Origin of the sequence: Nocardia sp. NBC_00565, assembly GCF_036345915.1 — a bacterium.
In the GTDB taxonomy this organism is placed as follows: domain Bacteria; phylum Actinomycetota; class Actinomycetes; order Mycobacteriales; family Mycobacteriaceae; genus Nocardia.
The window spans coordinates 2,060,277-2,083,320 of sequence record NZ_CP107785.1 but is presented as its reverse complement, the minus strand read 5'-3'; the positions used below and the strand labels follow the sequence as shown (position 1 = coordinate 2,083,320).

The following is a 23,044-nucleotide window of genomic DNA, read 5'->3' as shown; positions in this document are numbered from 1 at the left end:
CAACCGCTGCACCTGCTGCCGAGGAAACGAAGATGAAACGGACGAGTCACGACCTTGACCTCCACGGATTGTTCGCGGTATTAGTCGACAAGCCAGGCTGAATCCAAATCCCACCGCCGGCAAATCTACAGCGACACGATGTGGAAAGAGTCGGATGCGCCGAAAATGACACTTCGGGGCGGGATCTCGGACACTGCCCGCTCGTGGCTCGCCGAAACGGGTCGGATACATCCATGCCCACTCCGTTCTCTTCCGGCGGTGAGCCCACCAGCGGCGAGTTGTCGAGGTATCGGGTCTCGCAGACCCGCTCGGTGAACTTCCGGCCGTCGGCCGTTCGACGGTAGCGATCGTGTAGATCACATAGCTCAAATGTGAACTGCCGCTTCGTAACCGGCCGAATTCACAGATGCGGGCGCCGGCGAATCAGAACGGCTTGATAGCTGTCAGATATCGCGTGCTGTCGAATATTTCCGCCAGTGGCTCCGCGACCGGTGCCACTGGACGGTTGTAGCGTTCGGCCAGTTCCTGCAGGCGCAGGGATGAGGTGGTCCAACCGTGGGCGGCGAGCAATTCAGCCGGATCGGTGCGTTCGTCGGTGTAGAACAGTGACGCGAGGTCGACCTTGCCGAACGGAGTGTCTTTCAAGTGTTCGGACTCCTGCTCGGCGATGCGGGCGATATCGACACCCTTGCCGACAGTCTCCGCCGCCACCTTGCTACCGGGCACCGAAAGCTGACCGATCCGTGCGAACAAGGCATCCTGTGCGGCGCCTGGCAGGTATGGCAGCAGCCCCTCCGCCGACCATGCGGTGGGCGAGCTCGGATCGAACCCCGCCTCGACAAGCGCCGCGGGCCAGTCGCCTCGCAGATCGACGGCCACCTCGCGCCGGTCCGATCGCGGCACGGCGCCGGATTCGGTGAGCACCTGACGTTTGAACTCCAGCACCTTGGGCTGGTCGATCTCGAATACAACCGCGCCCGCCGGCCAATCCAGCCGGTAGGCCCTGGCATCCAGCCCGGCAGCCAGAATCACCGCCTGGGTCACTGCGTCCGCCGCCATGGACAAGAAGAATTCGTCGAAGAACCTACTTCGATATCCGATGAATCCAGAGGTGAACGGGATCTGCGCCCACAGCGTCGGATCGTTGATCAGTCGGTTCATATCCGAATCGCCGGATGCCACCACGAACTGGGCGGCGTACTCGTCATGGACGAGGGCATCGGGCCGTTTCGTCTCGATAGCCCGTGCGGCCGCGACGCCGAGCGCGGTCATGCCGACGCTGCTCACAATGTCCCAGGTATCGCCTTCGCTACGCATAATGCTGTCCCCTCGAAGTGTCCTGATTGCCATGGCTGACAAGTCGGAATCCGGGATTACGCTCGAGCGAGGAAGCGGGAGCCCTCTTGTTCGGCGTGGCAAATATGCTGATGTCGATGGGTAGAGCTGGTTACGAACTTGATCATACGACCGCGTCTCGGGAGCACGGCCACCGCGTACCACGGGTGGTCGGCAGGGGGCTCGAAGCTCGACAGCCGCCGATTCATACCATGCCTTGGCCGGACAAGATGCGGGCGCCGGCGCGTACGGCATCCCAGTCCGTGCATACGCGTCGGCTCAGTGCGCGAGGAAACCAGGTTTGCCGGTCCTTGTGCTCCCGATGCAGATCTTCGACATTCAGTTCGACGTCGGTTCGTGGGCCGGTTGAGGCCAACTGTGTGACTCGGGTCTGCATGGCGTCGAACAGGGAACGATCGAAATCGGTGACTGCCGAGACGAATTCCTCGGTGGAAACCGATGCTCGGCCGCATTCCGGTGCGGTGAATGAGATTTCGCCGTGCGGATCCTCGGTGTGCCGCCAGGCGATCACGATGGTGTCTTCGGCATGGGCTTCGCGCCACCACCGCAGGTACGGCCCTACACGCAGGTAACCGGTATCGACCGTGCGGTCTGCGTGCGCGGACAGTGCGGCGTCGGCAGCCGGGTCGTCGGTTTCGCACCAGTTCGCGGATTCGCTCGCCACGAACTCGACCAGATCTTCCGGAACCGGTTCGAGTGCGTGCGGCAGCACCTCCAGCACGTCTTCCCACAGCCGGACGACGTAGTAGTCCACCCATGGATGGGCTCTCGCACCGGCCGAGTCGGTACTCCACAGGCCCATCGTGTGGTCGGAGTAACGCAGCAGTTCATGACCGTCGATGTCGATGCAGTACCAGCCTTGGGTCAAGCCGAACCAGTGCAGCACATTGCGCTCACCCCATGGGGTGACCTCGTCGAGAGGCACCAGACCGAATCGAAACCGGATCACGGCTGACATACAACCGCGGGGGGTTTGATCGTGTCCATTCCGCGATAGCGAAATCAGCCGGTCGGATACACCGCCAGGCTCATCCCGGCGATGCCGCGAGGCCTGTCGGCCAATGTGGTCGCGATGGCGCGGAACGCTGCCGAAGTGGTCGATTCCGGATCGGTGATCACCATCGGTATGCCCTGATCTCTCGTGGCGCATACGTCGGGGTCGAACGGGATCTGGCCGAGTAGCGGACAATCCACACCGAGGATCGCGGTGAGCCGGAACCCGCGCCGCTGGTAGAACCTGATCGCATCGAGGTTGTCGTTGGTTGTCACCAACCACCGACGTGAACACCCCTGCGCGCGAGCGATTTCGTCGAGTCGGTCGATGAGCGCCGTGCCGACGCCACCCTATTGACCGGACGCGCGCATGACCACGATCTCGCGGTATCGACGATGTCGAATGGCCGTCGCCGCCGTCCAGTTGCCAGCAGCCGGAGCGGGAGCCGTACCCGGCCGCGAGCCGTCCCCGAGTAGAACCTTCCGGCTGAGCGCTCGCGTCACAAGGTCCGTCGACGGCGGTCGGCGGACCCGATGCCTGCTCGACGAATGCGGAAGGCTTTGTTCCGCGATTGCTGGGATCATCGAGGGATGTTGGAGACTTCGGCACGGTTGTTGCGGTTGTTGTCGTTGCTGCAGATGCATCGGGATTGGACCGGGCCCGCGTTGGCTGAGCGGCTCGGGGTTTCGACGCGGACTATTCGTACGGATATCGAGCGGTTGCGCAGGCTCGGGTATCCGGTGGATGCGACGCCGGGGGTTGCGGGTGGGTATCGGCTGGGCGCCGGATCTTCGCTGCCGCCATTGCTTTTGGATGACGAGGAGGCCGTTGCGGTGGCAGTGGGGTTGGCGACCGCGGCCAATGGGGCGGTGACCGGGATCGAGGAGACCTCGGTGCGGGCGCTGGCCAAGCTCGAACAGGTGCTGCCGTCGCGGCTGCGGCATCGGGTGCAGGCATTGACCTCGGCGACCGTGCATGTGCCGACGCCGGGTCGGTCGGCGGTCGACGCGGGCGTGCTGACCACTACCGCCGCCGCCATCCGGGCGAGTGAGCGGCTGCGGTTCGATTACGAAACCCATTCGGCCGCAGCGGCGCGGCGGGCCGGTGACGCGGCCGCGGTGATGTCACGGCGCGAAGTCGAGCCGCACCGCTTGGCGCACTGGAACGGCCGCTGGTATCTGGTCGCCTGGGATATCGGGCGGGCGGACTGGCGCACCTTCCGGGTCGACCGGATGACGCCGCGCACCCCGAATGGTCGGCGCTTCACGCCACGCACCGTTCCGGAAAGTGAGGTGGCCGAACGGATCCAGCGCGGGGTCGGCGCGGCGACCTGGCGCTACCGGGCCACGGTGCGTGTCGCGGCACCCGCTACCGACGTGCGTGCGCGCCTGCCCGCCGCCGTCACGGTCGAAGCCGACGGCTCGAATCACTGTGTGATCCAGGTCGGTTCGGACACTCCGCATATGTTGACGCTGTATCTCGGTCTGCTCGACGCCGATTTCGAAGTGCTCGACGCGCCGGAACTCGCGGCGCACCTCCGGGCAACCGCGGAACGGTTTCGGAAAGCGGCGGGCGAGAATTGAAATGCGATGTGTCCTGAATTTCGATAAGCGGGAACCCCGGTCGGGCGAATTCAGGCGAAAGCCCGGCCGAGGGTACTCGCTCGATACTTATTCAGGCGGTTGTATACCCCGTCATTGGTTGGCGCCCGCGATGCCGCCGATGATTCCTCCGATGACGCAACCGGGAAGGAATCCGACGATGAAGAACAGGAGCCCGATCAGCGCGCCGACGGCGCATCCGATCAAGACACCCGCGACCGTGGTGCCCGCGTCACCGATGTATTGCAGCGGGGCCCACTGCGCGACCGGCGCGTTGACCGGCGTCAGTGTCAATGTCGTTGCCGCGGCATCGACTTCGGGTGTGACCTGCACTTGGCCCGCCGCGGTCTGCAGCGTGGTCGGCACGGTGGCGACCACCGAGCCGTCGGGTGCCAACACGGTGATGCCCGCGTCCGGCGTCAGCACGAATCTGCCGGAGGCCAGTGTGATGGTGGCGTCCGAGCGGTCGGCCGCCACCGCCGCGGTGTATTCGATGCCGCGATCCACCCCGTTGAGCACGGTTTCGGACGCCACTTCAGGCGAGCCGTAGGCGGTGGCCGCAGTGATACCTGTCGCGGCAATGGTCAAAACCGTTGTCGCTACCAGTTTTTTGATCTTCATCAGGATTTCCAATCATCCAGCCGATTCGATTGATGTTCCCCGAGAAACGGACATGGGACATCGATCATCATGCGCTCTCTACGCGATCGGCGTCGCGGGAATCAGGAAATCGAATTATGTTGCAAGATCAAAATATTGGAAATACCCAAGGAACTGGGGGATTGCTTTTCCGCTATTCCAGTTCACCCTCGGTCTCCAGGTAGATCTGACGCAGTCGGTCCAGCGTCTGCTGCTCCGGATGCTCCCAGAGCTCACGCTGCGCCGCCTCCAGCAGACGTTCGGCAATGCCGTGTAGCGCCCACGGATTGGACTGCTCCATGAACTTGCGGTTCACATCATCGAAAACGTAGCTCTCCGCCAGTTTTTCGTACATCCAGTCGGCGACGACATTGGTGGTGGCGTCATAGCCGAACAGGTAGTCGACGGTGGCCGCCATCTCGAAGGCACCCTTGTAGCCGTGCCTGCGCATCGCCTCGAGCCAGCGCGGGTTCACCACCCGGGCGCGGAAGACACGCGAGGTCTCCTCCGAGAGGGTGCGGGTGCGCACGGCGTCGGGTCGGGTGCTGTCGCCGATGTAGGCCTCCGGATTCTTCCCGGTGAGCGCGCGCACGGTGGCGACCATGCCGCCGTGGTACTGGAAATAGTCATCGGAGTCGGCGATATCGTGCTCGCGGGTGTCGGTGTTCTTGGCCGCCACCGTGATTCGGCGGTAGGCGGTACGCATATCGTCGGCGGCGGGCGCGCCGTCGAGGTCGCGACCGTAGGCATAGCCGCCCCACGCGGTGTAGACCTGCGCGAGGTCGTCGTCGGTGCGCCAGCTCTTGGAGTCGATCAGCTGCAGCAGGCCCGCGCCATAGGTGCCGGGCTTGGAGCCGAAGATGCGGGTGGTGGCGCGGCGCGTGTCACCGTGCTCGGCGAGATCGGCCTGCGCATGGGCGCGCACGTAATTCGACTCGGCGGGCTCGTCGAGTTCGGCGACCAGCCGGACCGCATCGTCCAACAGTGCGAGCACGTGTGGGAAGGCGTCGCGGAAGAAGCCGCTGATACGGACCGTGACGTCGATGCGCGGGCGGCCCAGCTCGGCCGGCGAGATCACCTCGAGGGTGGTGACGCGGCGGCTCGCCTCGTCCCACACGGGGCGCACGCCCAGCAGCGCAAGCACTTCCGCGATATCGTCGCCGGAGGTGCGCATGGCCGAGGTGCCCCACACCGAAAGCCCGACCGAGCGCGGATACTCGCCGTGATCGGATTTATATCGCTCGAGCAGCGAATCCGCCATTGCCTGACCGGTCTCCCAGGCCAGTCGCGACGGGACCGCCTTCGGATCGACCGAGTAGAAATTCCGACCGGTCGGCAGGACATTGATCAGACCGCGCAGCGGCGACCCGCTCGGACCCGCCGGAATGAAACCACCGTTGAGCGCGTGCAGGATTCGATCGATCTCGATCCCGGTCTGACGCAGGCGCGGCACCACCTCGGTCGCCGCGAAGCGCAGCACCATGCGTACAGCGGCGAAGCGGGCATCGGCGTCCGCTGCGCCGACGCGCCCGCCGGCCTCGGCCGATTCCGCGCCGGCGACGACGGATCCCACACCAGCAGCGGCGGTTCCATCGCCTGCGACAGCGATAGCGGACGTCGGCGCGCCGGTGTGCGGTGCAACCCCGGCCCCCGGAGCGGCGAGCGACGCAGCGAAGTCGGCGACGAGCTGGTCCACGGCGTCGGCCGACCAGTCGGCGGCCTGCAGCGCGCCGACGAGCTCGCGGGCCTGGCTCTCCACGGCGTCGACCCGCTCTCGGGCCTCGCTGCCGGATTCGTTCAGCCCCAGGGCTTCCCGCAGGCCCGGCACATTCCGTTCGCCGCCCCACAGCTGGCGGGCACGCAGCATGGCGAGCACCAGATCGAGTTCGGACTCCCCCGTCGGTGCCTGGCCGAGGATGTGCAGGCCGTCGCGGATCTGCACATCCTTGATCTCGCACAGCCAGCCGTCGACGTGCAGCAGCATATCGTCGAAGACGTCCTCGTCGGGACGCTCGGCCAGCCCCAGATCGTGGTCCATCTTGGCCGCGCGCATCAGCGTCCAGATCTGCTGGCGGATGGCGGGTAGCTTGGCCGGGTCGAGGGTGGAGATATTGGCGTGCTCGTCGAGCAGCTGCTCCAAACGCGAGATATCGCCATAGCTTTCGGCCCTGGCCATGGGTGGGATGAGATGGTCGACGAGGGTTGCGTGGGCGCGGCGCTTGGCCTGGGTACCCTCCCCCGGATCGTTGACCAGGAACGGGTAGATCAGCGGCAGCTCGCCGAGGGCGGCGTCGGTGCCGCAGGAGGCGGACATGCCGAGGGTTTTGCCCGGCAGCCACTCCAGGTTGCCGTGCTTGCCGAGATGCACCATGGCGTCGGCGGCGAAACCGTCCGATGCGGCGATCCAGCGGTAGGCGGCGAGGTAGTGGTGGCTGGGCGGCAGATCCGGGTCGTGATAGATGGCGACCGGGTTCTCGCCGAAACCGCGCGGCGGCTGCACCATCAGCACGATATTGCCGAAACGCAGTGCGGCGATGACGATTTCGCCGTTGGGATCGGTGGATCGGTCGACATAGAGTGCACCGGGCGCCGGGCCCCACGCCTCGATTACGGCCGCGCGCAGGTCATCGGGCAGGGTGTCGAACCAGCTCGTGTACTGATCGGCGCTGATGCGGATCGGGTTGCCCTCGAGCTGTTCGGCGGTGAGCCAGTCGGGATCCTGGCCGCCCGCGGCGATCAGCGCGTGGATCAGCGCGTCGCCGTCGCGCTCCGCCAGTCCGGGCACCTCACCGTCACCGCCGAGATCGTAACCGGCCGACCGCATCTCGGTGAGCAGTCGGATCGCACTGGCCGGGGTGTCCAGGCCGACGGCATTGCCGATGCGCGCGTGTTTGGTCGGGTAGGCCGACATCATGATCGCGATGCGGCGCCGTTCGGCCGGGATATAGCGCAGTCGCGCGTGCCGCACCGCGATACCGGCGACCCGCGCCGCGCGCTCGGGATCGGGCACATAGGCGGATAGGCCGTCGGCGTCGAATTCCTTGAACGAGAACGGGACCGTGATGATGCGGCCGTCGAACTCCGGGACAGCGACCTGGGTCGCGACATCCAGCGGGGAGAGCCCGTCGTCGTTGGCCTCCCATTGGGCGCGGCCGCTGGTGAGGCACAGGCCCTGCAGGATCGGCACATCCAATTCGGCGAGTGCCGCGACATCCCAGGCCTCGTCGTCACCACCGGCCGACGCGCCGGCGGGTTTGGTACCGCCCGCCGCGAGAACGGTTACCACGAGCGCATCGGCCGCGCGGAGGGTGTCGAGCAGTTCCGGCTCGGCGGTGCGCAGGGACGCGCTGTAGAGCGGAAGCGGTTTCGCACCGGCCTGTTCGATCGCGGTGCACAGCGCGTCGATGTAATTGGTGTTCCCGGCGAGATGCTGTGCGCGGTAATAGATCACCGCGACCGTCGGTCGTTCGGACGTCTCGGGTCCCGCGGGCTGCCCAGAAGATCCGGTCGCGCTGGAGGTCCGCTCGAGTTCGCCCCAACTCGGCAGTTGCACCGGCGGTTCGAAACCGTGCCCGGTGAGCAGGACGGTGTCGGACAGGAAGTTGTACAGCTGGCGCAGGTTCTCCGCGCCACCGGCGGCGAGGTAGTTGTGCGCGTCGGCGGCCACACCACCGGGCACTGTCGAGCACTCCATCAACTCAGCATCGGGCGCGATCTCGCCGCCGAGCGCCACCATCGGCACCCCGCTGGCGCGCACCGCCGCCAGACCGTCCTCCCAGGCCCGCTTGCCGCCGAGAATTCGCACGATCACCAGATCTGCGCCGTCGAGCAGCGCGGGCAGGTCATCGACCAGCAGCCGAGCCGGGTTGCCCCACCGATACTCGGCGCCGCTCGCGCGGGCGCTCAACAGATCGGTGTCGGACGTCGACAGCAGCAGAATCACAGGTGGCAGCCTTCCTCGGGTTACGCGCCCATCGGTTACGGTGCTCGCCGGAGAGGGTCTGGCTTTTGACAGTGGCGCGACCGCACCGGAGTTCCACCGGTTTCCTCATCGCCCGCCGAGCACCCAGATGCTAGCCCGCCACCTCTCCTCGACCGGTGGGCGCCTCAAAAGTGTCGTCGCGGGCCGCGTCATGCTCCGTCCGATCGAATCGCGCAGTCCGGCGGAATCACGGTCCACCCAGCGCTCGGTGGCAAGGACGCCCGCTGGACGCTTCGGTGAAACCGGGCCAGTCCGCCGTACCCAACGCTCAGGTCAGGTCGGCGTTTCCGTCGATCACCTTCAGGAGGTAGTGGAATTTGTCGACGCGCCAGCCTGCGGCAGTGCGTTCCACGCCGATGGCGTAGCTGCCGACGAAGGTACGGGTCTTGCCGTGCAACGGTAGAGATTTCACTCATTCGCTCACCCTAATAACCGACCACTGAGGCCGCTTCCGAATAACACGGTGGGGCAGGTCGTAGGCTTGACGGGTCATGACGCGTACGAATCCCGACTCCTGTCCCGGTGTGCTGCGGCTGCATCAGGCGGCCGACGGACCGCTGGCTCGTATCCGGCTGCCCGGTGGGCGGCTGGAACCGGCGCAGCTGCAGGTGTTGGCCGAGGCGGCCGGGGACCTCGGCGACGGGAATATCGAGCTCACCTCGCGCGGGAATGTGCAATTGCGGCAGGTGCGGGATGCGGCGGCGCTGACGGAGCGGTTGTCGGCGGCCGGGCTGCTGCCGAGTCATACGCATGAGCGGGTGCGCAATATCGTCGCCTCGCCGCTGTCGGGCCGGATCGGCGGTTGGACGGATGTGCACGAGCTGGTCCCGGAGCTCGACGAAGGTTTGCGCGCCGCGGCGCGGTTGGCCGAACTGCCCGGACGGGTGTTGTTCACCCTCGACGACGGTCGTGGCGATATCAGCGGGCTCGGTGGCGATATCGGCGTACATGCCACGGGCGCGGACGAATTCGCGGTGGTGCTGGCCGGTCGCGATTCCGGCATCCGGATTTCCGCGGCCGACGCGGTCCAGGTACTGCTCGCCGCCGCGCACGGCTTCCTCGACCTCGGCTCCGGTCAGTGGCGGCTGCACGAAGTCGATGGCGGCGCGCAGCGGGTGATCGACATACTCGGCTTGGCGCCCGGCCCCGATCGGCTGGAATTCGGTGTTGCCCAAGACATTCCGATCGGCTGGCTCGATCAGGACAACGGTCTGGTCAGCCTCGGCGCCGCTGTGCGGCTCGGCTCCCTCCCCGCTCGCATCGCCGAATTCATCGTCGCCATCGAACGGCCCATATTCATCACGCCCTGGCGCAGCCTGGTGATCACCGATCTCGACGAATGGCCCGCCGAACAGGTTGTCCGGGTGCTCGCCCCGATCGGCCTCATCTTCGACGCCAACTCCCCCTGGCTCCAGGTCAGCGCCTGCGCGGGGCAACCCGGCTGCGCGAAGTCCCGCACCGATGTCCGCGCCGACGCGGCCGCCGCCGTCGAGTCGGGTCGGGTGCTGCCTGCGTCGGAGGACGTTCGGACCATGGAAGTTCGCGACGCCGAAGACGTCACCGTTGCGGGACGTCAGCACTGGTCCGGATGCGAACGCCGCTGCGGCCGCCCCCGCGGCGCGGTGACCGATATCGTCGCCACCGCGGACGGCTACCGGATCAACTGACAGCCCGCATCGCTCATCATCGCCGGGATATGGTGGCGGCATCGCTGCGGATCTACACGCCACCTCGACTGTCGATCCTGAGGGCTGGCTCTCGATTACCGCCCGTGGCACAGTTCAGGAGGCAACTGCGGTCGGCTCGCTCCGCGGATCCTCGTGGATCTCCAAGGTGCAGCATTTCACGCCGCCACCGGCCTTGAGCAACTCCGACAGCTCGACGCCCACCGGGTTGTAACCCTGTCCGCGCAGCTCAGCGGCCAGATTTTCGGCACGGCTGCTGATGAAGACGTTGAGTCCGTCGGACACGCCGTTCAGACCGAGCACCACCGCGTCGTCGTCCGTAGCGCGGATCGCGTCCGGGTAGAGCCCAGCAAGAACGGCCTGGCTTTCGGCGCTGAAGGCGGGCGGAAAGTAGGCGATATTGGTGTCGTCGAGGACCATCAGCGCCGTATCCAGATGGTAGAAGCGCGGATCGACGAGTTCGAGCGAAACCACCGGCAGGTCGAAGTACCGCTCGACCTCGCGGTGCGCGGCGAGCGAACTGCGGAATCCGGTCGCGGCGAGCATGCGCTCACCGACGAGCAGGAAGTCGCCCTCACCTTCGTTGATTTCGGCTGCCTCGACCAGCTCGATGAGACCCCGCTGCGCGAACCAGCGGTGATACGCGGGACCTTCGGCGGCACGCTCGGGGTGGGTGAACCGCGCCGACATCGCCCGATCGCCAACGATCAGACCACTATTCGCGGCGAAGACCATATCGGGCAGACCAGGCTCACCGGGCACCACGTCGACGCGATGGCCGTACCCCTCGAAGGTCGCGCGCAGCGTCTCCCATTGCGACAGCGCCAGCGCACGTTCGACCGGTTTCTGCGGATCCATCCACGGATTGATCGAGTAGCAGACGTCGAAGTGGTCCGGGCGGCACATCACGAACCGTCGTGGTGTCGGCTGCCGCGAAGCGGGCTCGATGCGGAGGGTGGTTACAGAGGTCAACGTGTCTCCCGGAGGTAGGCGCGGATCATTCCACTGACACGAAGGTAATTCGCCTACTATTGCGCCAGAAACAACGATTCATTGCGCAAGATCATGTAAATCCAGCGAATCATTGTGCTAGTCGAGAGCGAGTGTGGCGTGGACGACATCGACCGACGAATTCTGGCGCATCTGCTCAAATCGGCACGCGCCTCGTTCCAGGAGATCGGCGCGAAAATCGGCCTCTCCGCCCCCGCCGTAAAGCGCCGCGTCGACAAAATGGTCGCCAGCCGCCAGATCACCGGCTTCACCGCATTGGTCAACCCCGCCGCCCTCGGCTGGACCACCGAGGCCTACGTCGAGGTCTACTACCGCGACAACATCACCCCCGCCGAACTCCGCCGCAGCCTGGAACCCATCCCCCAGGTCGTCGGCGTCTGGACCATCGCAGGCGAAGCCGACGCCCTGGTCCACGTCATGGCAACCGATATGGCCGAAATCGAATCCACCGTAGAACGAATCCGCGAAAACACCCGAGTAGGCCGCACCCGAAGCTCCATAGTCATGTCCCGCATCCTCGAGCGCCCCCGAACCTGACTGTCGAGAATGCGCTCGTGCAGTTCGCCTGGACGTTTACCTGTACCAGCGCATTCTCGACGGATGTGACCCGCGGGGGCGTGGGGGTGGGGGGACCTCTTAGGGTGGTGCGCATGTCCGATGTTCGTGCTGGTTACCTCACTGATGGGGCCGAGATCTATCGGCGGTCGTTTACGACGATCCGGGCCGAGGCGGATCTGAGTGGGTTTCCGGACGACGTGGCACGGGTGGTGGTGCGGATGATCCATGGGTGTGGGCAGGTGGATCTGGCGGGAGATGTGGCGTTTTCGAGCGGGGTGGTGGCGGCGGCGCGGGAGGCGCTGCGGGGCGGAGCTCCGATTCTGTGTGACGCGAATATGGTCGCGTCCGGGGTGACGCGTAAGCGGCTGCCCGCCGATAACGAGGTGATCTGCACGCTCGCTGATCCGCGGGTGCCGGAATTGGCTGCGGCGCTGGGCAATACGCGCTCGGCCGCCGCGCTGGAACTGTGGCGCGATCGGTTGGATGGCGCGGTGGTCGCCATCGGGAACGCGCCGACGGCATTGTTCCATCTGCTCGACATGATCGACGCGGGGGCACCGCGGCCCGCCGCGATTCTGGGCATTCCGGTCGGGTTCGTCGGGGCCGCGGAATCCAAGGACGCGCTGATCGAGTTCGGCGGAGTCGAATATCTGACCGTGCGCGGGCGACGCGGCGGCAGCGCCATCACCGCGTCGGCGCTGAATGCGATTGCGAGCGAACAGGAATGAGCAACGGGAAGTTGTGGGGCGTCGGGCTCGGACCCGGCGATCCGGAGCTGGTGACGGTCAAGGCGGCGCGGGTGATCGCGGCGGCCGATGTCATCGCCTTCCACAGCGCGCGCCACGGTCGCAGTATCTCGCGCGCGACCGCCGCGCCGTATATGCGCCCGGACCAGCTCGAGGAGCACCTCATCTACCCGGTGACCACCGAGACGACCGATCACCCCGGCGGCTATCAAGGGGCCATCGACGAGTTCTACGAGCACTCCGCCGAGCGCCTCGCCGTACATCTGTCGGCGGGCCGGTCGGTCGCACTGCTCGCGGCGGGTGACCCCCTCTTCTACAGCTCCTATATGCATATGCACCGCCGCCTCGCCGACCGGTTCGAGGCCGAGATCATCCCCGGCATCACCTCCGTGAGTGCGGCCTCGGCCGCCCTCGGCACACCGCTGGTGGAGGGCGAGCAGGTGTTGACCGTACTGCCCGGCACCCTGCCAACCGACGAGCTCACCCGCCGCCTGCGCGACACCGACGCCGCCGCCATCATGAAGCTCGGCCGTACCTACCCGGGTGTGCGCCAAGCCCTCTCGGACTCCGGACGCCTCGCCGACGCCTACTACATCGAGCGCGCGAGCAGCACCCGCGAGCGTGTGCTCGCCGCCGATGATGTCGACGACGCCGACGTACCGTACTTCTCCATCACCCTCGTCCCCGGCCCCCGGCCGACAACCCCACTACGCCTTGCGAATTCGGCGCGCGCTCAGCAGCACAGAGCAGGAGCAGCCGACGTGTCGACTACAGACACCGGGCGGGCAGTCCCGACCGGCCGGTCCCGAACTTCGGGTGCCGGTTCGGCCTCACGCATTTTCAGTGGCGAGGATGCCACCGAGCGCGGAGCCGCTTCGGGCCCCGGCGACGGGACTGGCGCCGACAACGGAGCTGCCTCGGAGCTCGGCGAAGTGGTGGTTGTGGGGCTTGGGCCGGGCTCTCCCGACTGGACAACTCCCGAAGTCGAACGCGCACTTGCCGAAGCGACCGATCTCGTCGGCTACACGACCTACATCAATCGGGTGCCGTCGCGTCCCGGGCAGCGCAGGCATGCCAGTGACAATCGCGTGGAGTCCGAACGGGCCGCGATGGCATTGGATCTCGCTGGGCAGGGAGCCAAGGTCGTGGTCGTGTCCTCCGGTGATCCGGGGGTGTTCGCGATGGCGGCGGCGGTGTTCGAGGAATCCGCAGACCCACAGTGGCGCGGCGTGCCGGTGCGAGTGCTACCCGGGCTCACCGCGGCGAATGCGGTGGCCAGCCGGGTCGGCGCACCGCTGGGCCACGACTACGCGATGATCTCGCTCTCGGATCGGCTCAAGCCGTGGGAGGTTGTCGCGCAACGCCTTTCGGCGGTCGCCGCGGCGGATATGGCGATCGCGATCTACAATCCGGCCTCCAGTCAGCGCACCTGGCAGGTCGCTGCCATGCGTGATGTGCTGCTGGAGCACCGTAAACCCGATACCCCGGTGGTGCTCGGTCGCGATGTCGGCGGCCCCACCGAGTCCGTTCGAGTGATCACCCTCGCCGACCTGGATCCGGCCGAGGTCGACATGCGCACACTGTTGATCATCGGCGCGTCCACCACCGCCGTCATCGAGTCCGACCACGGCACCCGGGTCTACACCTCGCGCCGCTACCAACGCTGATTCCGGTCCCGGACCTCGCCGAGAACATCAACCGGCTCGAGGCCCAGCCGGGCGGCGACATCATCGTCTACGGCGGCGGCACGCTTGTCTCGAATCTGATCGCCGAGGGGTTGATCGACGAACTGCACCCGTTCGTCAGTCCGACCGCGATCGGTGCGGGTATGCCGGTCTTCGGTGGCACCACCCGGCTGGACCTGGTGTTCGCGACACAGTTCGACTGTGGGGTCACCGAACTGGTCTACCGGCCGAAGAACTCCTGAGCGCCCGCACCGCTCACGACCGGGGATGCACGCCCAACCTGTCAGGCGGTCTCCCCGGCTCGACGGGTTATCTTCATGAATGCCGGAGCCCGCTCAGTCGCGATAGTTGCGGGCGACGAAGCAACGCGGGCACGATACCGAGCACGTAGTCGAACAGCAGCAGATCCACCGTGGTGACGGGTAATCCATTGCTTTGTACATCACCAGCAGCGGCGTGAATTCGTTTCCGCCCCAGGCGATCGCGAACATCGCGGCCGCGACGCCCCACCACCGACCCGAGCCCTGCCGGAGTTCCGGCGATCGGGTTTCGACGGTGGCCAGCGTTGCCACTACAGGCCTCGCAGTTCGAGCTGGTGTACGCCGGACATGTGATCGACGAGCGCGGTGGCGAATCCGGCCACATCGCCGGTTTCGATCAGCTCGGCCAGCCGCGTGTGCTGCTCGATGATGCGGGCGGTATCGGTCGAACCGCGGTGCAGCGCGGCGCTGTTCATACGGCGCTGCCGTTCACGCAGTGAGTCGTAGAACCCGGTGAGCAGCGGATTTCCAGCGGCCACCACGTACGTGCGATGAAAGTCGGTGTCCTCCACCGCGAATCGGTCGAAGTCGGCGACCACCTCGCGCTGCCGCGCGAGCGAGGCATGCAGTTCGGCGATCAGCGCCGAGCGATCGGCCGCGATCACTGCGCGCACCGCCCCGGTCTCCACAACGTAGCGGGCGTGTACGACATGCTCGGCCTCAGCGGGTGGGATCGGCACCACCAGCGCACCGCGCTTGGGGTAGAGCTTCATCCACCCCTCCACCTCGAGTCGCAGAAACGCCTCGCGCACCGGGGTGCGGGACATGCCGAGATCGGTCGCGATCTCGCCCTCGCTGATGAGCTCACCACCGGGCAACGCACCGGTCAGGATGCGTTCCTTGACCTCGCGGTACGCCAGCTCGGCCGATGAATACGTCTTAGACACAAGTAGTATCTTAGCGACACGCGATAGAAGTCGGCAGCCGCCCGGCATGCGAGTCGTATAATATTCCACTATGGAACGTTGAGAGCGAAGGGAGCAGTCTGTTGACGAATACCTCGACAGCACGCAAGTCGCTGAATTCCACGGCGGCGTCGCTGCTCGGATTTCTACACGACGGTCCGATGTCGGGCTGGGATCTGGTGACCCAGGCCCAGGACCGGATCGGCGACTTCTGGACGATCACGCAGAGTCAGGTGTATCGGGAACTGGCCGCGATGGACGCGGCCGGGCTGGTCGAGAAGGGCCAGACCGGCGCCCGGGAGCGCACGCCCTATCAGATCACCGATGCCGGGCGCGAAGCCTTCCTGGAATGGGTGGCCCGCGATCCTGGCGCGGAGACCATCCGGGTGCCGCTGCTGCTGACGCTATCGTTCGGCGAGCACGTCGATCCCGAGCATCTCGATCGAATCATCGCCGCCAACAGGAAGATTCACCAGCAGCGCCTGGACCGCTATCTCACCGACAACCACACTGGGATGTCCCCCTACCAGCACGCCACCCTCGAATTCGGTATCGGCTACGAGCGCACGGTACTGGCGTGGTTCGACCAGCTACCGGAGCTGCTCGGCCGCTGAATCACCGGGATTTCCACTTGCACAACCATTCCCAAGCGTCCGGGACCGTCGCGGCGACCACCGCGTCGACCGGCAGCGCGGGGCGGTCGACGACGACCACGGGTATGGCTGCCGCGCGGGCGGCGGCGAGTTTGGCGTCGGTCTGGTCGCCGCCGCTGTCCTTGGTGACCAGGACATCGATGCGGTGTTGCGCGAGTAGGCGCGATTCGTCGGCAGGCGAGAAAGGTCCGCGCGCAAGGAGTAATTCGTGGCGCGGGGGCAACTCGCCGGTGGGCGGGTCGATGGCGCGGATCAGGAACCACTGGTCCGTCAGTCGCGCGAAGGCGGCGACTCCTTGGCGGCCGATCGTCAGGAAAACGCGGTCGCCCAGACCGACGAGTGTGTGTGCGGCCGCATCGAGGTCGGGCACCCGAATCCAACGATCACCGGGTTTTTCGGACCAGCCGGGTCGCCGCACATGCAGCAGCGGTAGACCGAGATCTGTTGCGGCACTTGCCGCATTCGCACTGATCGTGCCCGCAAATGGATGTGTCGCATCGACGATGGCCGCGATCTCGTTGGCCACCAACCACTTCCGCAGACCATCGACGCCGCCGAAGCCGCCGATCCGCACCGGCCCCTCGGGTAGCAGTGGGTCACGAACACGACCGGCGAGCGATGAGACGATATCGAATCCTCGCTCGCCGGAGGCGATATGGGCGAGTTCCCTGGCTTCCCGGGTGCCGCCCAGAATCAGAATTTTCAGGGCTGCCCGCTGAAGTAGGCGATGCCCGCGTTGATCAGGTCCGGGCCGCCCGCGATGAGCAGGCCGATGAGCGCGCCCACCGGCAGTCCGATACCGAAGAAGAAGAACCCGATGATGCCGCCGATGACCGCGCCGAGCGAAGCGCGCTGCAGTTCGCTGAAGAACCACTCCTGCGAGGAGATGGCCTCGGCGCTGGCCGCCACCGCGCTGGCGGTCGGCTTGACGTCCGGGGTCAGGGTCAGCTTCTGCGCCGAGTCGTCGATGGTGGCCGCGATCGGGATCAGCTGGTCACCGACCATCGCCTTCAGCGGAATCGAGGTGACGAGCGCACCCTCGGAGTTCTTCACCGTGACGTACTTCTGGTCGGCGTCGAGGCCGAAGGTCCCGCCGGTGACGGCCGCGACGATCGACTTGTCGACCATCTGCACCGCGTAGTTCACGCCGTGGTCCTCGCCCTGCACGGTGGGCGCGGCCTGGTTCTGCACGGCCGGAGCGGGTGCCGCTGGAGCGGCGCCGGACGTACCCGCCGCGATACCGGTGGCGGCAACGGCCATCATCGCGGTAGCGGCAAACTTCTTGTACTTCATAAATCTCCCCAATAGGACGCGGATCCGGCGATAACGACCGGATCTCGGGGACCGACCCTACCGGTGAAACGAGTCCGTTTCACCCGTAACGTGCGGTTTTCGGAGCGGGCCCTCCTTGACCACCGACCACTGGGTGACCGGCAGTTGCGGTCGCCAGGTCGTAAACTTGCCGAGGGCTTCGGCCCGGTAGATCTGAAACTTCCGCAGTTCACCGCCGTGCGCGGCGGCCCAGTTCAGCAGCAGCGCTTCCGATTCCGCGGTCACTGCATTTGCCACCAAACGCCCACCCTGGCGTAGATGCGACCAGCATGTCTCGAGTACGCCACCTTCAGTGAGGCCGCCACCGACGAAAATAGCGTCAGGAGGCGCTGATTCGGTAGATTTTCCTAATTCGGTGAGCACCTCCGCGCGCACACCGACGTGCGGGACACCTAGGGCGGCGGCGTTGTCGGCGATCTGCCGCCGCCTGTGTTCCAGCCGCTCGAAGCTCACCGCCCGACAGCTCGGATGCGTGCGGCACCATTCGATCGCGATGGACCCCGAACCCCCGCCGACATCCCAGAGCAACTCCCCCGGCGCAGGTGCCAGCGCGGCCAGTGTCAACGCCCTGACCTCGGACTTCGTCAGCTGCCCGTCGCCGCCGTAAAAGCCGTCCGGCAGTCCGGGCAGCCGCGTCGCCCGCGGGCGCTTCGGATCGGCGACGCAGTCGATCGCCACGATATTGAGCGGATCACCCGCCGGAAGTTCCCACTTCGCCGCTCGCTCGGTCACGATCCGCTCGCCCGGACCACCGAGCTGTTCGAGCACGGTCAGCGTCGATTCCCCGAATCCATTGTCCCGCAACAGCTCCGCGATTCGACCAGGGGTGTGCTCATCGGCGCTCAGCACCAAGACCGCCCGCCGATCCACCAACTCGGGCAATACCGTCGCCACCGGCCGCCCGACGGCACTGACCACCGGAACCTCCGCCAGCGCCCACCCCAGCCGCGCACACGCGAGCGAAGCCGACGACGGCTGCGGAATCACCCGCAACGCCCCCGCCCCGAACAGCCGCGCCAACCTCACCCCGATGCCATAGAACATCGGATCCCCACTGGCCAACACACACAATCGCCGACCCGCGTAGTCATCGAACAGCGTGGGCAGCGCTGGCACCAACGGCGACGGCCACTCCTGCCGCACCGCGACTACGTCATCCGGAATCAGCGCAAGTTGGCGCGCCGACCCGAACAGCACCTCGGCACGCGAGACCACTTCTCGCGCAGCCGATCCGAGCCCGAACCAGCCATCCGCGCCGATCCCGACCACCGAGATCGGCGCTCCGCCCCACTCCGCCACTACCGCACTCCTAGCCGCACCGCGAGCGTCGGCCGCCAACTCCACCCGAAAAGGCGCTCACCGGGGCATCCGGCGCCAGATGGGTTGGGGCAGTAGGCGGATCGCGAAGATTACCGGGCGGAGGATGCCGGGGACCCAGACTCGGGACGCACGGCGGTGCAGGCCGCGCACGACCGCGTCGGCCACCTGGTCGGGGGTGCTCGACATGGGGGCCGGGTCCATGCCCTCGGTCATGCGGCCGATGACGAAACCGCAACGCAGCAGCAGCAGGTACACGCCGCTGCCGTGCAACGCATCCGCCAGACCGCTGGCGAATCCATCGAGGCCGGCCTTCGCCGATCCATAGACGTAGTTGGCACGGCGCACCCGCGCACCCGCGAACGAACTGAACACCACGATCTGGCCCTCGCCCTGTGCGCGCAGCAGATTCGCGAGCGTGGTGAGGACGCTGACCTGCGCGACATAATCGGTGTGCACCACCGCGACCGCGTGCGCCGGATCGCGTTCGGCCCGCGCCTGATCGCCCAGTACCCCGAACGCCACCACCGCCACCCCGATCCGACCGTGCTCGGCCGCGATCTTCTCCAACAGCGCGGCATGACCGGCCGTATCGTCCGCATCGAACTCGACTGTGTGCACCGCCGTTGCCCCCGCCGCCGCGACCACCGCACTTTCCTCGACCAACTCCCCACTGCGCCGCGCCGCGAGCACAACCACCCGCCCCGCCGCCAGCCGCCGCGCCACCTCCAGCCCGATCTCACTGCGCCCCCCGAGCACCACCACCGCCCCCTCGGCAATCCCTCGCAATCCCATACCGTCAGTCTTTCACCCCACCCCCACACCTCGTGCACCCCGCCATCCCCGATCCCCAGCTACCCGCCCACGCAATAGCGCCTCGTCTTCCGGCGCGCACCTCTCCCGCCCCCTTTCGCAATCCGCAGCCGCTGTCGGCCCCTTCACCGGCCCCGCTGGCCACGAGCCCGGACGCCTAGGCACCGCTCACACCCCCAGCCACTCACCGTCCCCTCCTCGAGATCCGACTCCACTCACAACCCCTCTGCTGTCGCGCTCGGATGCGACACGAGTCCGCGCCTGATTTCACCCCTCCGGTGTCCTTGTGGGTTTGAAGTGGTGGCGAGTTTGGTGCGTAAGCGATAAGCGCCATTCATATATAGATGCGCATATCCAGATAATCCAATGGATAAATCCAACCTTCAAAATGACCCTCACCTACTGGGACCGAAAATCTGCGACATACCGAAAGCTGCGCCGTTCGACTCCGCGCTCCAGGACCACTCCCGGGCTCACAGGTTTCGCGGCGCGCTCCGTCGTCCACGCCCCGCCTCGCGCGGTCATCTCTCGTGATCCGCCCCCTCTTTCGGCCGTCGCACCCCTAGTACTGCCCATCGGGGTGCGAACGCCGCACAAAGGAGCTATCCAGGGTCGCGGCGTGCCGCGTAAGCGGCGGACCGGCACAGCGCCCACGGTTGATACGCCTGGCCGAACCACGCTGTCTCGCGCGACTGTTCAGGAGCGCGGATTGCGGGCATGGGTTTGGGCGGCGGAGTGCGGCGGGCTACGGTCGGGGGATGCCGACGACCACTGCACAGTTGTCCCCTGCCGCGCTCGAATTCGTTGCCGAGCGGCACCTCGCGACCTTGTCCACGTTGCGTGCCAATGGCACGCCACATGTGGTGGCGGTCGGATTCACTTGGGATCAGGAGGGCGGAATCGCACGGGTGATCACCAACGACGGCTCGGTGAAGGTGCGCAATGTGCGCCGCTCCGGGTACGCGGCGGTGAGCCAGGTGGACGGAATCCGTTGGCTCACCCTCGAAGGCCCAGCGGTGGTGCTCGACGACCCGGACAGCGTCGCCGAGGCGGTCGACCGCTATGCGGGCCGCTACCGCGTTCCCCGCGAGAACCCGACCCGCGTGGTCATCGAGATCCGAGTCGAGCGGGTGCTGGCCAGCAGCACACTCAACGGCGCTGCACACTGAATTCGACTCCGCCACATACGGATAGCTCGCCCCACGCAGCACCATGAACCAGGCGCGGCCCCTCGCGCCTCAGAGCACCGTCAACCCATGCGGACGCTGGTTCATCGACTCACACCCGTCCTCGGTCACCACGACGATATCTTCGATGCGCGCACCCCAGTCGCCGCGGAAGTAGATGCCCGGTTCGATGCTGAAGGCCATGCCAGGTTGGAGAGTCAGGGTGTTGCCCTCGATGATGTAGGGCTCCTCGTGGACCGACAGGCCGATGCCGTGGCCGGTGCGGTGCACGAAGGCGGGGCCGAAACCGGCTTCGGTCAACGGGTTTCGGGCGGCGGCGTCGACCGATTCGGCGGTGACGCCGGGGCGAACGGCGGCCACGGCGGCGGCTTGGGCGCGCTCGAGTTCGGCGAATTGCGCGGCCACGATGGGTTTGGGCGCACCGAGTACATAGGTGCGGGTCGAGTCCGAGTAGTAGCCGGGCTCGACCGGGCCGCCGATGTCGATCACCACCACATCGCCGGATTCGACGACGCGATCGGAGACGCCGTGATGTGGATCCGCGCCGTGCGGTCCACTGCCGACGATGACGAACGCCGCCTCGGTATGCCCCTCCTCCACGATGGCGGCCGCGATATCCGCGCCGACCTCGGCTTCGGTGCGCCCGACGCGCAGGAATTCACCCATCCGCGCATGCACTCGGTCGATGGCCGCGCCCGCGCGCCGCAGCGCCTCGATCTCGGCCTGGTCCTTGATCATTCGCAGTTCGCGCAGCACCGGCGTCGCCGAAGTGGGCAGACCGCTGACGGACTCGGCCAGGGGCAGCAGGTGCAGTGCGGGCATGACATCGGTGACCGCGACCCGGGAACCGACGTGCAGCGCGGACTTCACCAACTGGTACGGATCGACGCCGTCGACCCAATCCAGCACCTGCAGACCGAGGTCGCCGGCGGCCGAACCCTCCAGCGATGCCAGTTCGAGTTTAGGGATGACCACCGACGGGGTCGCGCCGTCGGCCGTGATAACGAGGCAGGTCAGACGCTCGAACGATTCCGCCGCCGAGCCGATGAGATAGCGCAGATCCGGACCCGGCGTGATCAATAGGGCATCCAGGTGAGCGGCGCGCATCAGCTGCACCGCCCGCTCGAGTCGATCACCGTAGACATCCGCCGCGAATCGGGACTCCGTGTGCGAGCTCATACCGTCCGACGTTACCCGGCTCGAGGATCAGCCCGAACCCGAACTCCGATCACCCCGGTTTGTCGTGGCGGACAGGTAGCCTCAGCGGCGTGAACTCTGCGACTTCCGGTGGGCCCCTGCTGCTGCTCGATGGCGCGAGCCTGTGGTTCCGCGCGTTCCATGCGATTCCCGAGAAGATCACCGCGCCCGACGGCCGCTCGGTGAACGCGCTACGCGGCTTCACCGATATGGTGGCTTCGCTCATCACCAAGCACAAACCGAGCAGGCTGGTCGTCTGCCTCGACCTGGACTGGCGACCCGCTTTCCGGGTAGCTCTGGTGCCGACCTACAAAACTCACCGCCTCGACACCTCCGCCGATGCCGCGCCCGGCGCCGAAACCGTGCCCGATACGCTCACCCCGCAGGTCGAGATGATTCTCGACGTACTCGCCGCGGCCGGTATCGCTACCGGCGGCGCGGCCGGGCTGGAGGCCGACGACGTGCTCGGCACCCTGGCCACCCGCGAGCAGACCGACCCCGTTGTGGTCGTCAGCGGCGACCGTGACCTGCTCCAACTCGTCCGCGACGAACCGACGCCGCCGGTCCGCGTGCTCTACGCCGGTCGCGGCCTGGCCAAGGCCGAACTGTTCGGCCCTGCCGAGGTATCCGCGAAATACGGTGTGCCCCTGAAGAATGCGGGCCCGGCCTACGCGGATATGGCGACCCTGCGCGGTGACTCCTCCGACGGCCTGCCCGGCGTCGCCGGTATCGGCGAGAAATCCGCCGCTACCTTGATCTCCCGCTTCGGTTCCCTCGACGCCCTGACTGCCGCCATCGATGACCCCACCGCCGACATCGCCCAGGGCGTGCGCGCCAAACTCCGCGCCGCCGAGAGCTACCTGAAGGCCGCCGCCCCGGTCACCCGCGTGGTCTGCGATGCCGACGTGGAACTCTCCTGCCCAGACACCCTCCCCACCGCCCCGGTCGACCCGGACCGCCTACACAAGCTGGCATCCGAATACAACGCCGAAAGCCCCATCACTCGCCTGATCATCGCGCTCAACGCACCGCGCTGAGCGCGACCGCCGGCCGACCGCTGGTC

Annotated in this window: 21 protein-coding genes, 1 pseudogene and 1 riboswitch; of the genes and pseudogenes, 9 read left to right on the top strand and 13 right to left on the bottom strand. The window is 66.7% G+C overall.

What is annotated here, in order from left to right; genetic code table 11:
* Positions 1-423 precede the first annotated feature (423 nt).
* The 3 genes and pseudogenes from OG874_RS10070 to OG874_RS10060 all read right to left on the bottom strand — a co-directional run.
* The gene (locus tag OG874_RS10070; protein WP_330254845.1) at positions 424-1,317 is read right to left on the bottom strand and encodes a class I SAM-dependent methyltransferase; all 894 of its coding nucleotides are present in this window, start codon (positions 1,315-1,317) and stop codon (positions 424-426) included.
* Between the two features lie 223 nt (positions 1,318-1,540).
* Positions 1,541-2,314, bottom strand: coding sequence for a DUF5984 family protein (locus OG874_RS10065; protein WP_330254844.1), 774 nt, complete (start codon positions 2,312-2,314; stop codon positions 1,541-1,543).
* Positions 2,315-2,358: 44 nt separating this feature from the next.
* Positions 2,359-2,685: pseudogene (locus tag OG874_RS10060) on the bottom strand (GNAT family N-acetyltransferase); the annotation flags it as partial.
* Positions 2,686-2,940: 255 nt separating this feature from the next.
* Between OG874_RS10060 and OG874_RS10055 the strand changes: the two are divergent.
* Positions 2,941-3,933 (top strand): helix-turn-helix transcriptional regulator, encoded by a 993-nt coding sequence (locus OG874_RS10055; RefSeq protein WP_330254843.1) that lies wholly within the window; start codon positions 2,941-2,943, stop codon positions 3,931-3,933.
* A 111-nt stretch (positions 3,934-4,044) separates the two neighbouring features.
* Here the strand turns inward: OG874_RS10055 and OG874_RS10050 are convergent, their stop codons facing one another.
* The 3 genes from OG874_RS10050 to OG874_RS10040 all read right to left on the bottom strand — a co-directional run bounded on the left by OG874_RS10050 (position 4,045) and on the right by OG874_RS10040 (position 8,984).
* Positions 4,045-4,572 carry a hypothetical protein gene (locus OG874_RS10050; RefSeq protein WP_330254842.1) on the bottom strand — a complete coding sequence of 176 codons (528 nt, stop codon included), beginning with the start codon at positions 4,570-4,572 and terminating at the stop codon, positions 4,045-4,047.
* 172 nt (positions 4,573-4,744) lie between these two features.
* The gene (gene cobN, locus OG874_RS10045) at positions 4,745-8,533 is read right to left on the bottom strand and encodes a cobaltochelatase subunit CobN (RefSeq protein WP_330254841.1); all 3,789 of its coding nucleotides are present in this window, start codon (positions 8,531-8,533) and stop codon (positions 4,745-4,747) included.
* Between the two features lie 32 nt (positions 8,534-8,565).
* Positions 8,566-8,665: riboswitch (cobalamin riboswitch) on the bottom strand.
* 175 nt (positions 8,666-8,840) lie between these two features.
* A complete protein-coding gene (locus OG874_RS10040; RefSeq protein WP_330254840.1) occupies positions 8,841-8,984 on the bottom strand; it encodes a hypothetical protein in 144 nt (47 codons plus the stop codon).
* Positions 8,985-9,063: 79 nt separating this feature from the next.
* Here OG874_RS10040 and cobG point away from each other — a divergent pair, with 79 nt between their 5' ends.
* Positions 9,064-10,239, top strand: a complete 1,176-nt coding sequence (gene cobG / locus OG874_RS10035; RefSeq protein WP_330254839.1) for a precorrin-3B synthase — start codon at positions 9,064-9,066, stop codon at positions 10,237-10,239.
* A 114-nt stretch (positions 10,240-10,353) separates the two neighbouring features.
* On the opposite strand, the gene ddaH is transcribed toward cobG, so the two are convergent.
* On the bottom strand, positions 10,354-11,229 hold the full coding sequence (gene ddaH / locus OG874_RS10030) for a dimethylargininase (protein ID WP_330254838.1): 876 nt from the start codon (positions 11,227-11,229) through the stop codon (positions 10,354-10,356).
* A gap of 138 nt (positions 11,230-11,367) precedes the next feature.
* On the opposite strand from ddaH, the gene OG874_RS10025 reads away from it, so the two are divergent.
* From OG874_RS10025 to OG874_RS10010, 4 genes are all read left to right on the top strand, one after another.
* The gene (locus OG874_RS10025) at positions 11,368-11,805 is read left to right on the top strand and encodes an Lrp/AsnC family transcriptional regulator (RefSeq protein WP_330254837.1); all 438 of its coding nucleotides are present in this window, start codon (positions 11,368-11,370) and stop codon (positions 11,803-11,805) included.
* A gap of 113 nt (positions 11,806-11,918) precedes the next feature.
* On the top strand, positions 11,919-12,554 hold the full coding sequence (locus OG874_RS10020; RefSeq protein WP_330254836.1) for a precorrin-8X methylmutase: 636 nt from the start codon (positions 11,919-11,921) through the stop codon (positions 12,552-12,554).
* Positions 12,551-14,239: a precorrin-3B C(17)-methyltransferase gene (cobJ, locus tag OG874_RS10015; protein WP_330254835.1), complete on the top strand. Its 1,689-nt coding sequence runs from the start codon at positions 12,551-12,553 to the stop codon at positions 14,237-14,239. The genes OG874_RS10020 and cobJ overlap by 4 nt, the downstream gene beginning before the upstream one ends.
* Entirely contained in the window at positions 14,236-14,499 is a 264-nt protein-coding gene (locus OG874_RS10010) for a dihydrofolate reductase family protein (protein ID WP_330257243.1), read from the top strand. Before cobJ ends, OG874_RS10010 begins: the two co-directional genes overlap by 4 nt.
* A gap of 329 nt (positions 14,500-14,828) precedes the next feature.
* On the opposite strand, the gene OG874_RS10000 is transcribed toward OG874_RS10010, so the two are convergent.
* Positions 14,829-15,464 carry a GntR family transcriptional regulator gene (locus tag OG874_RS10000; RefSeq protein WP_330254834.1) on the bottom strand — a complete coding sequence of 212 codons (636 nt, stop codon included), beginning with the start codon at positions 15,462-15,464 and terminating at the stop codon, positions 14,829-14,831.
* 101 nt (positions 15,465-15,565) lie between these two features.
* On the opposite strand from OG874_RS10000, the gene OG874_RS09995 reads away from it, so the two are divergent.
* Positions 15,566-16,096: a PadR family transcriptional regulator gene (locus tag OG874_RS09995; RefSeq protein ID WP_330254833.1), complete on the top strand. Its 531-nt coding sequence runs from the start codon at positions 15,566-15,568 to the stop codon at positions 16,094-16,096.
* A gap of 1 nt (position 16,097) precedes the next feature.
* Here OG874_RS09995 and OG874_RS09990 read toward each other — a convergent pair whose 3' ends face one another.
* From OG874_RS09990 to OG874_RS09975, 4 genes are read right to left on the bottom strand one after another with little or no spacing between them, the layout of a single operon-like run.
* On the bottom strand, positions 16,098-16,841 hold the full coding sequence (locus OG874_RS09990; RefSeq protein WP_330257242.1) for a cobalt-precorrin-6A reductase: 744 nt from the start codon (positions 16,839-16,841) through the stop codon (positions 16,098-16,100).
* The gene (locus tag OG874_RS09985) at positions 16,838-17,428 is read right to left on the bottom strand and encodes a hypothetical protein (protein ID WP_330254832.1); all 591 of its coding nucleotides are present in this window, start codon (positions 17,426-17,428) and stop codon (positions 16,838-16,840) included. The genes OG874_RS09990 and OG874_RS09985 overlap by 4 nt, the downstream gene beginning before the upstream one ends.
* A 57-nt stretch (positions 17,429-17,485) precedes the next feature.
* Entirely contained in the window at positions 17,486-18,766 is a 1,281-nt protein-coding gene (cbiE, locus tag OG874_RS09980; RefSeq protein ID WP_330254831.1) for a precorrin-6y C5,15-methyltransferase (decarboxylating) subunit CbiE, read from the bottom strand.
* Positions 18,767-18,823: 57 nt separating this feature from the next.
* Entirely contained in the window at positions 18,824-19,579 is a 756-nt protein-coding gene (locus OG874_RS09975) for an SDR family NAD(P)-dependent oxidoreductase (protein WP_330254830.1), read from the bottom strand.
* Between the two features lie 776 nt (positions 19,580-20,355).
* Between OG874_RS09975 and OG874_RS09970 the strand changes: the two genes are divergently transcribed.
* Entirely contained in the window at positions 20,356-20,766 is a 411-nt protein-coding gene (locus OG874_RS09970; RefSeq protein WP_330254829.1) for a PPOX class F420-dependent oxidoreductase, read from the top strand.
* A 69-nt stretch (positions 20,767-20,835) separates the two neighbouring features.
* Here OG874_RS09970 and OG874_RS09965 read toward each other — a convergent pair whose 3' ends face one another.
* A complete protein-coding gene (locus OG874_RS09965; protein WP_330254828.1) occupies positions 20,836-21,963 on the bottom strand; it encodes a M24 family metallopeptidase in 1,128 nt (375 codons plus the stop codon).
* Between the two features lie 89 nt (positions 21,964-22,052).
* Between OG874_RS09965 and OG874_RS09960 the strand changes: the two genes are divergently transcribed.
* Positions 22,053-23,018 carry a 5'-3' exonuclease gene (locus OG874_RS09960; RefSeq protein WP_330254827.1) on the top strand — a complete coding sequence of 322 codons (966 nt, stop codon included), beginning with the start codon at positions 22,053-22,055 and terminating at the stop codon, positions 23,016-23,018.
* Positions 23,019-23,044: the final 26 nt, after the last annotated feature.

Excerpts from the sequence above, each read along its gene's own strand:
- OG874_RS10070 (WP_330254845.1), bottom strand. The coding sequence starts at position 1,317 with ATGCGTAGCGAAGGCGATACCTGGGACATTGTGAGCAGCGTCGGCATG.
- OG874_RS10065 (WP_330254844.1), bottom strand. The coding sequence starts at position 2,314 with ATGTCAGCCGTGATCCGGTTTCGATTCGGTCTGGTGCCTCTCGACGAG.
- OG874_RS10055 (WP_330254843.1), top strand. The coding sequence starts at position 2,941 with ATGTTGGAGACTTCGGCACGGTTGTTGCGGTTGTTGTCGTTGCTGCAG.
- OG874_RS10050 (WP_330254842.1), bottom strand. The coding sequence starts at position 4,572 with ATGAAGATCAAAAAACTGGTAGCGACAACGGTTTTGACCATTGCCGCG.
- cobG (WP_330254839.1), top strand. The coding sequence starts at position 9,064 with ATGACGCGTACGAATCCCGACTCCTGTCCCGGTGTGCTGCGGCTGCAT.
- OG874_RS10020 (WP_330254836.1), top strand. The coding sequence starts at position 11,919 with ATGTCCGATGTTCGTGCTGGTTACCTCACTGATGGGGCCGAGATCTAT.
- cobJ (WP_330254835.1), top strand. The coding sequence starts at position 12,551 with ATGAGCAACGGGAAGTTGTGGGGCGTCGGGCTCGGACCCGGCGATCCG.
- OG874_RS09985 (WP_330254832.1), bottom strand. The coding sequence starts at position 17,428 with ATGAAGTACAAGAAGTTTGCCGCTACCGCGATGATGGCCGTTGCCGCC.
- OG874_RS09975 (WP_330254830.1), bottom strand. The coding sequence starts at position 19,579 with ATGGGATTGCGAGGGATTGCCGAGGGGGCGGTGGTGGTGCTCGGGGGG.
- OG874_RS09970 (WP_330254829.1), top strand. The coding sequence starts at position 20,356 with ATGCCGACGACCACTGCACAGTTGTCCCCTGCCGCGCTCGAATTCGTT.
- OG874_RS09965 (WP_330254828.1), bottom strand. The coding sequence starts at position 21,963 with ATGAGCTCGCACACGGAGTCCCGATTCGCGGCGGATGTCTACGGTGAT.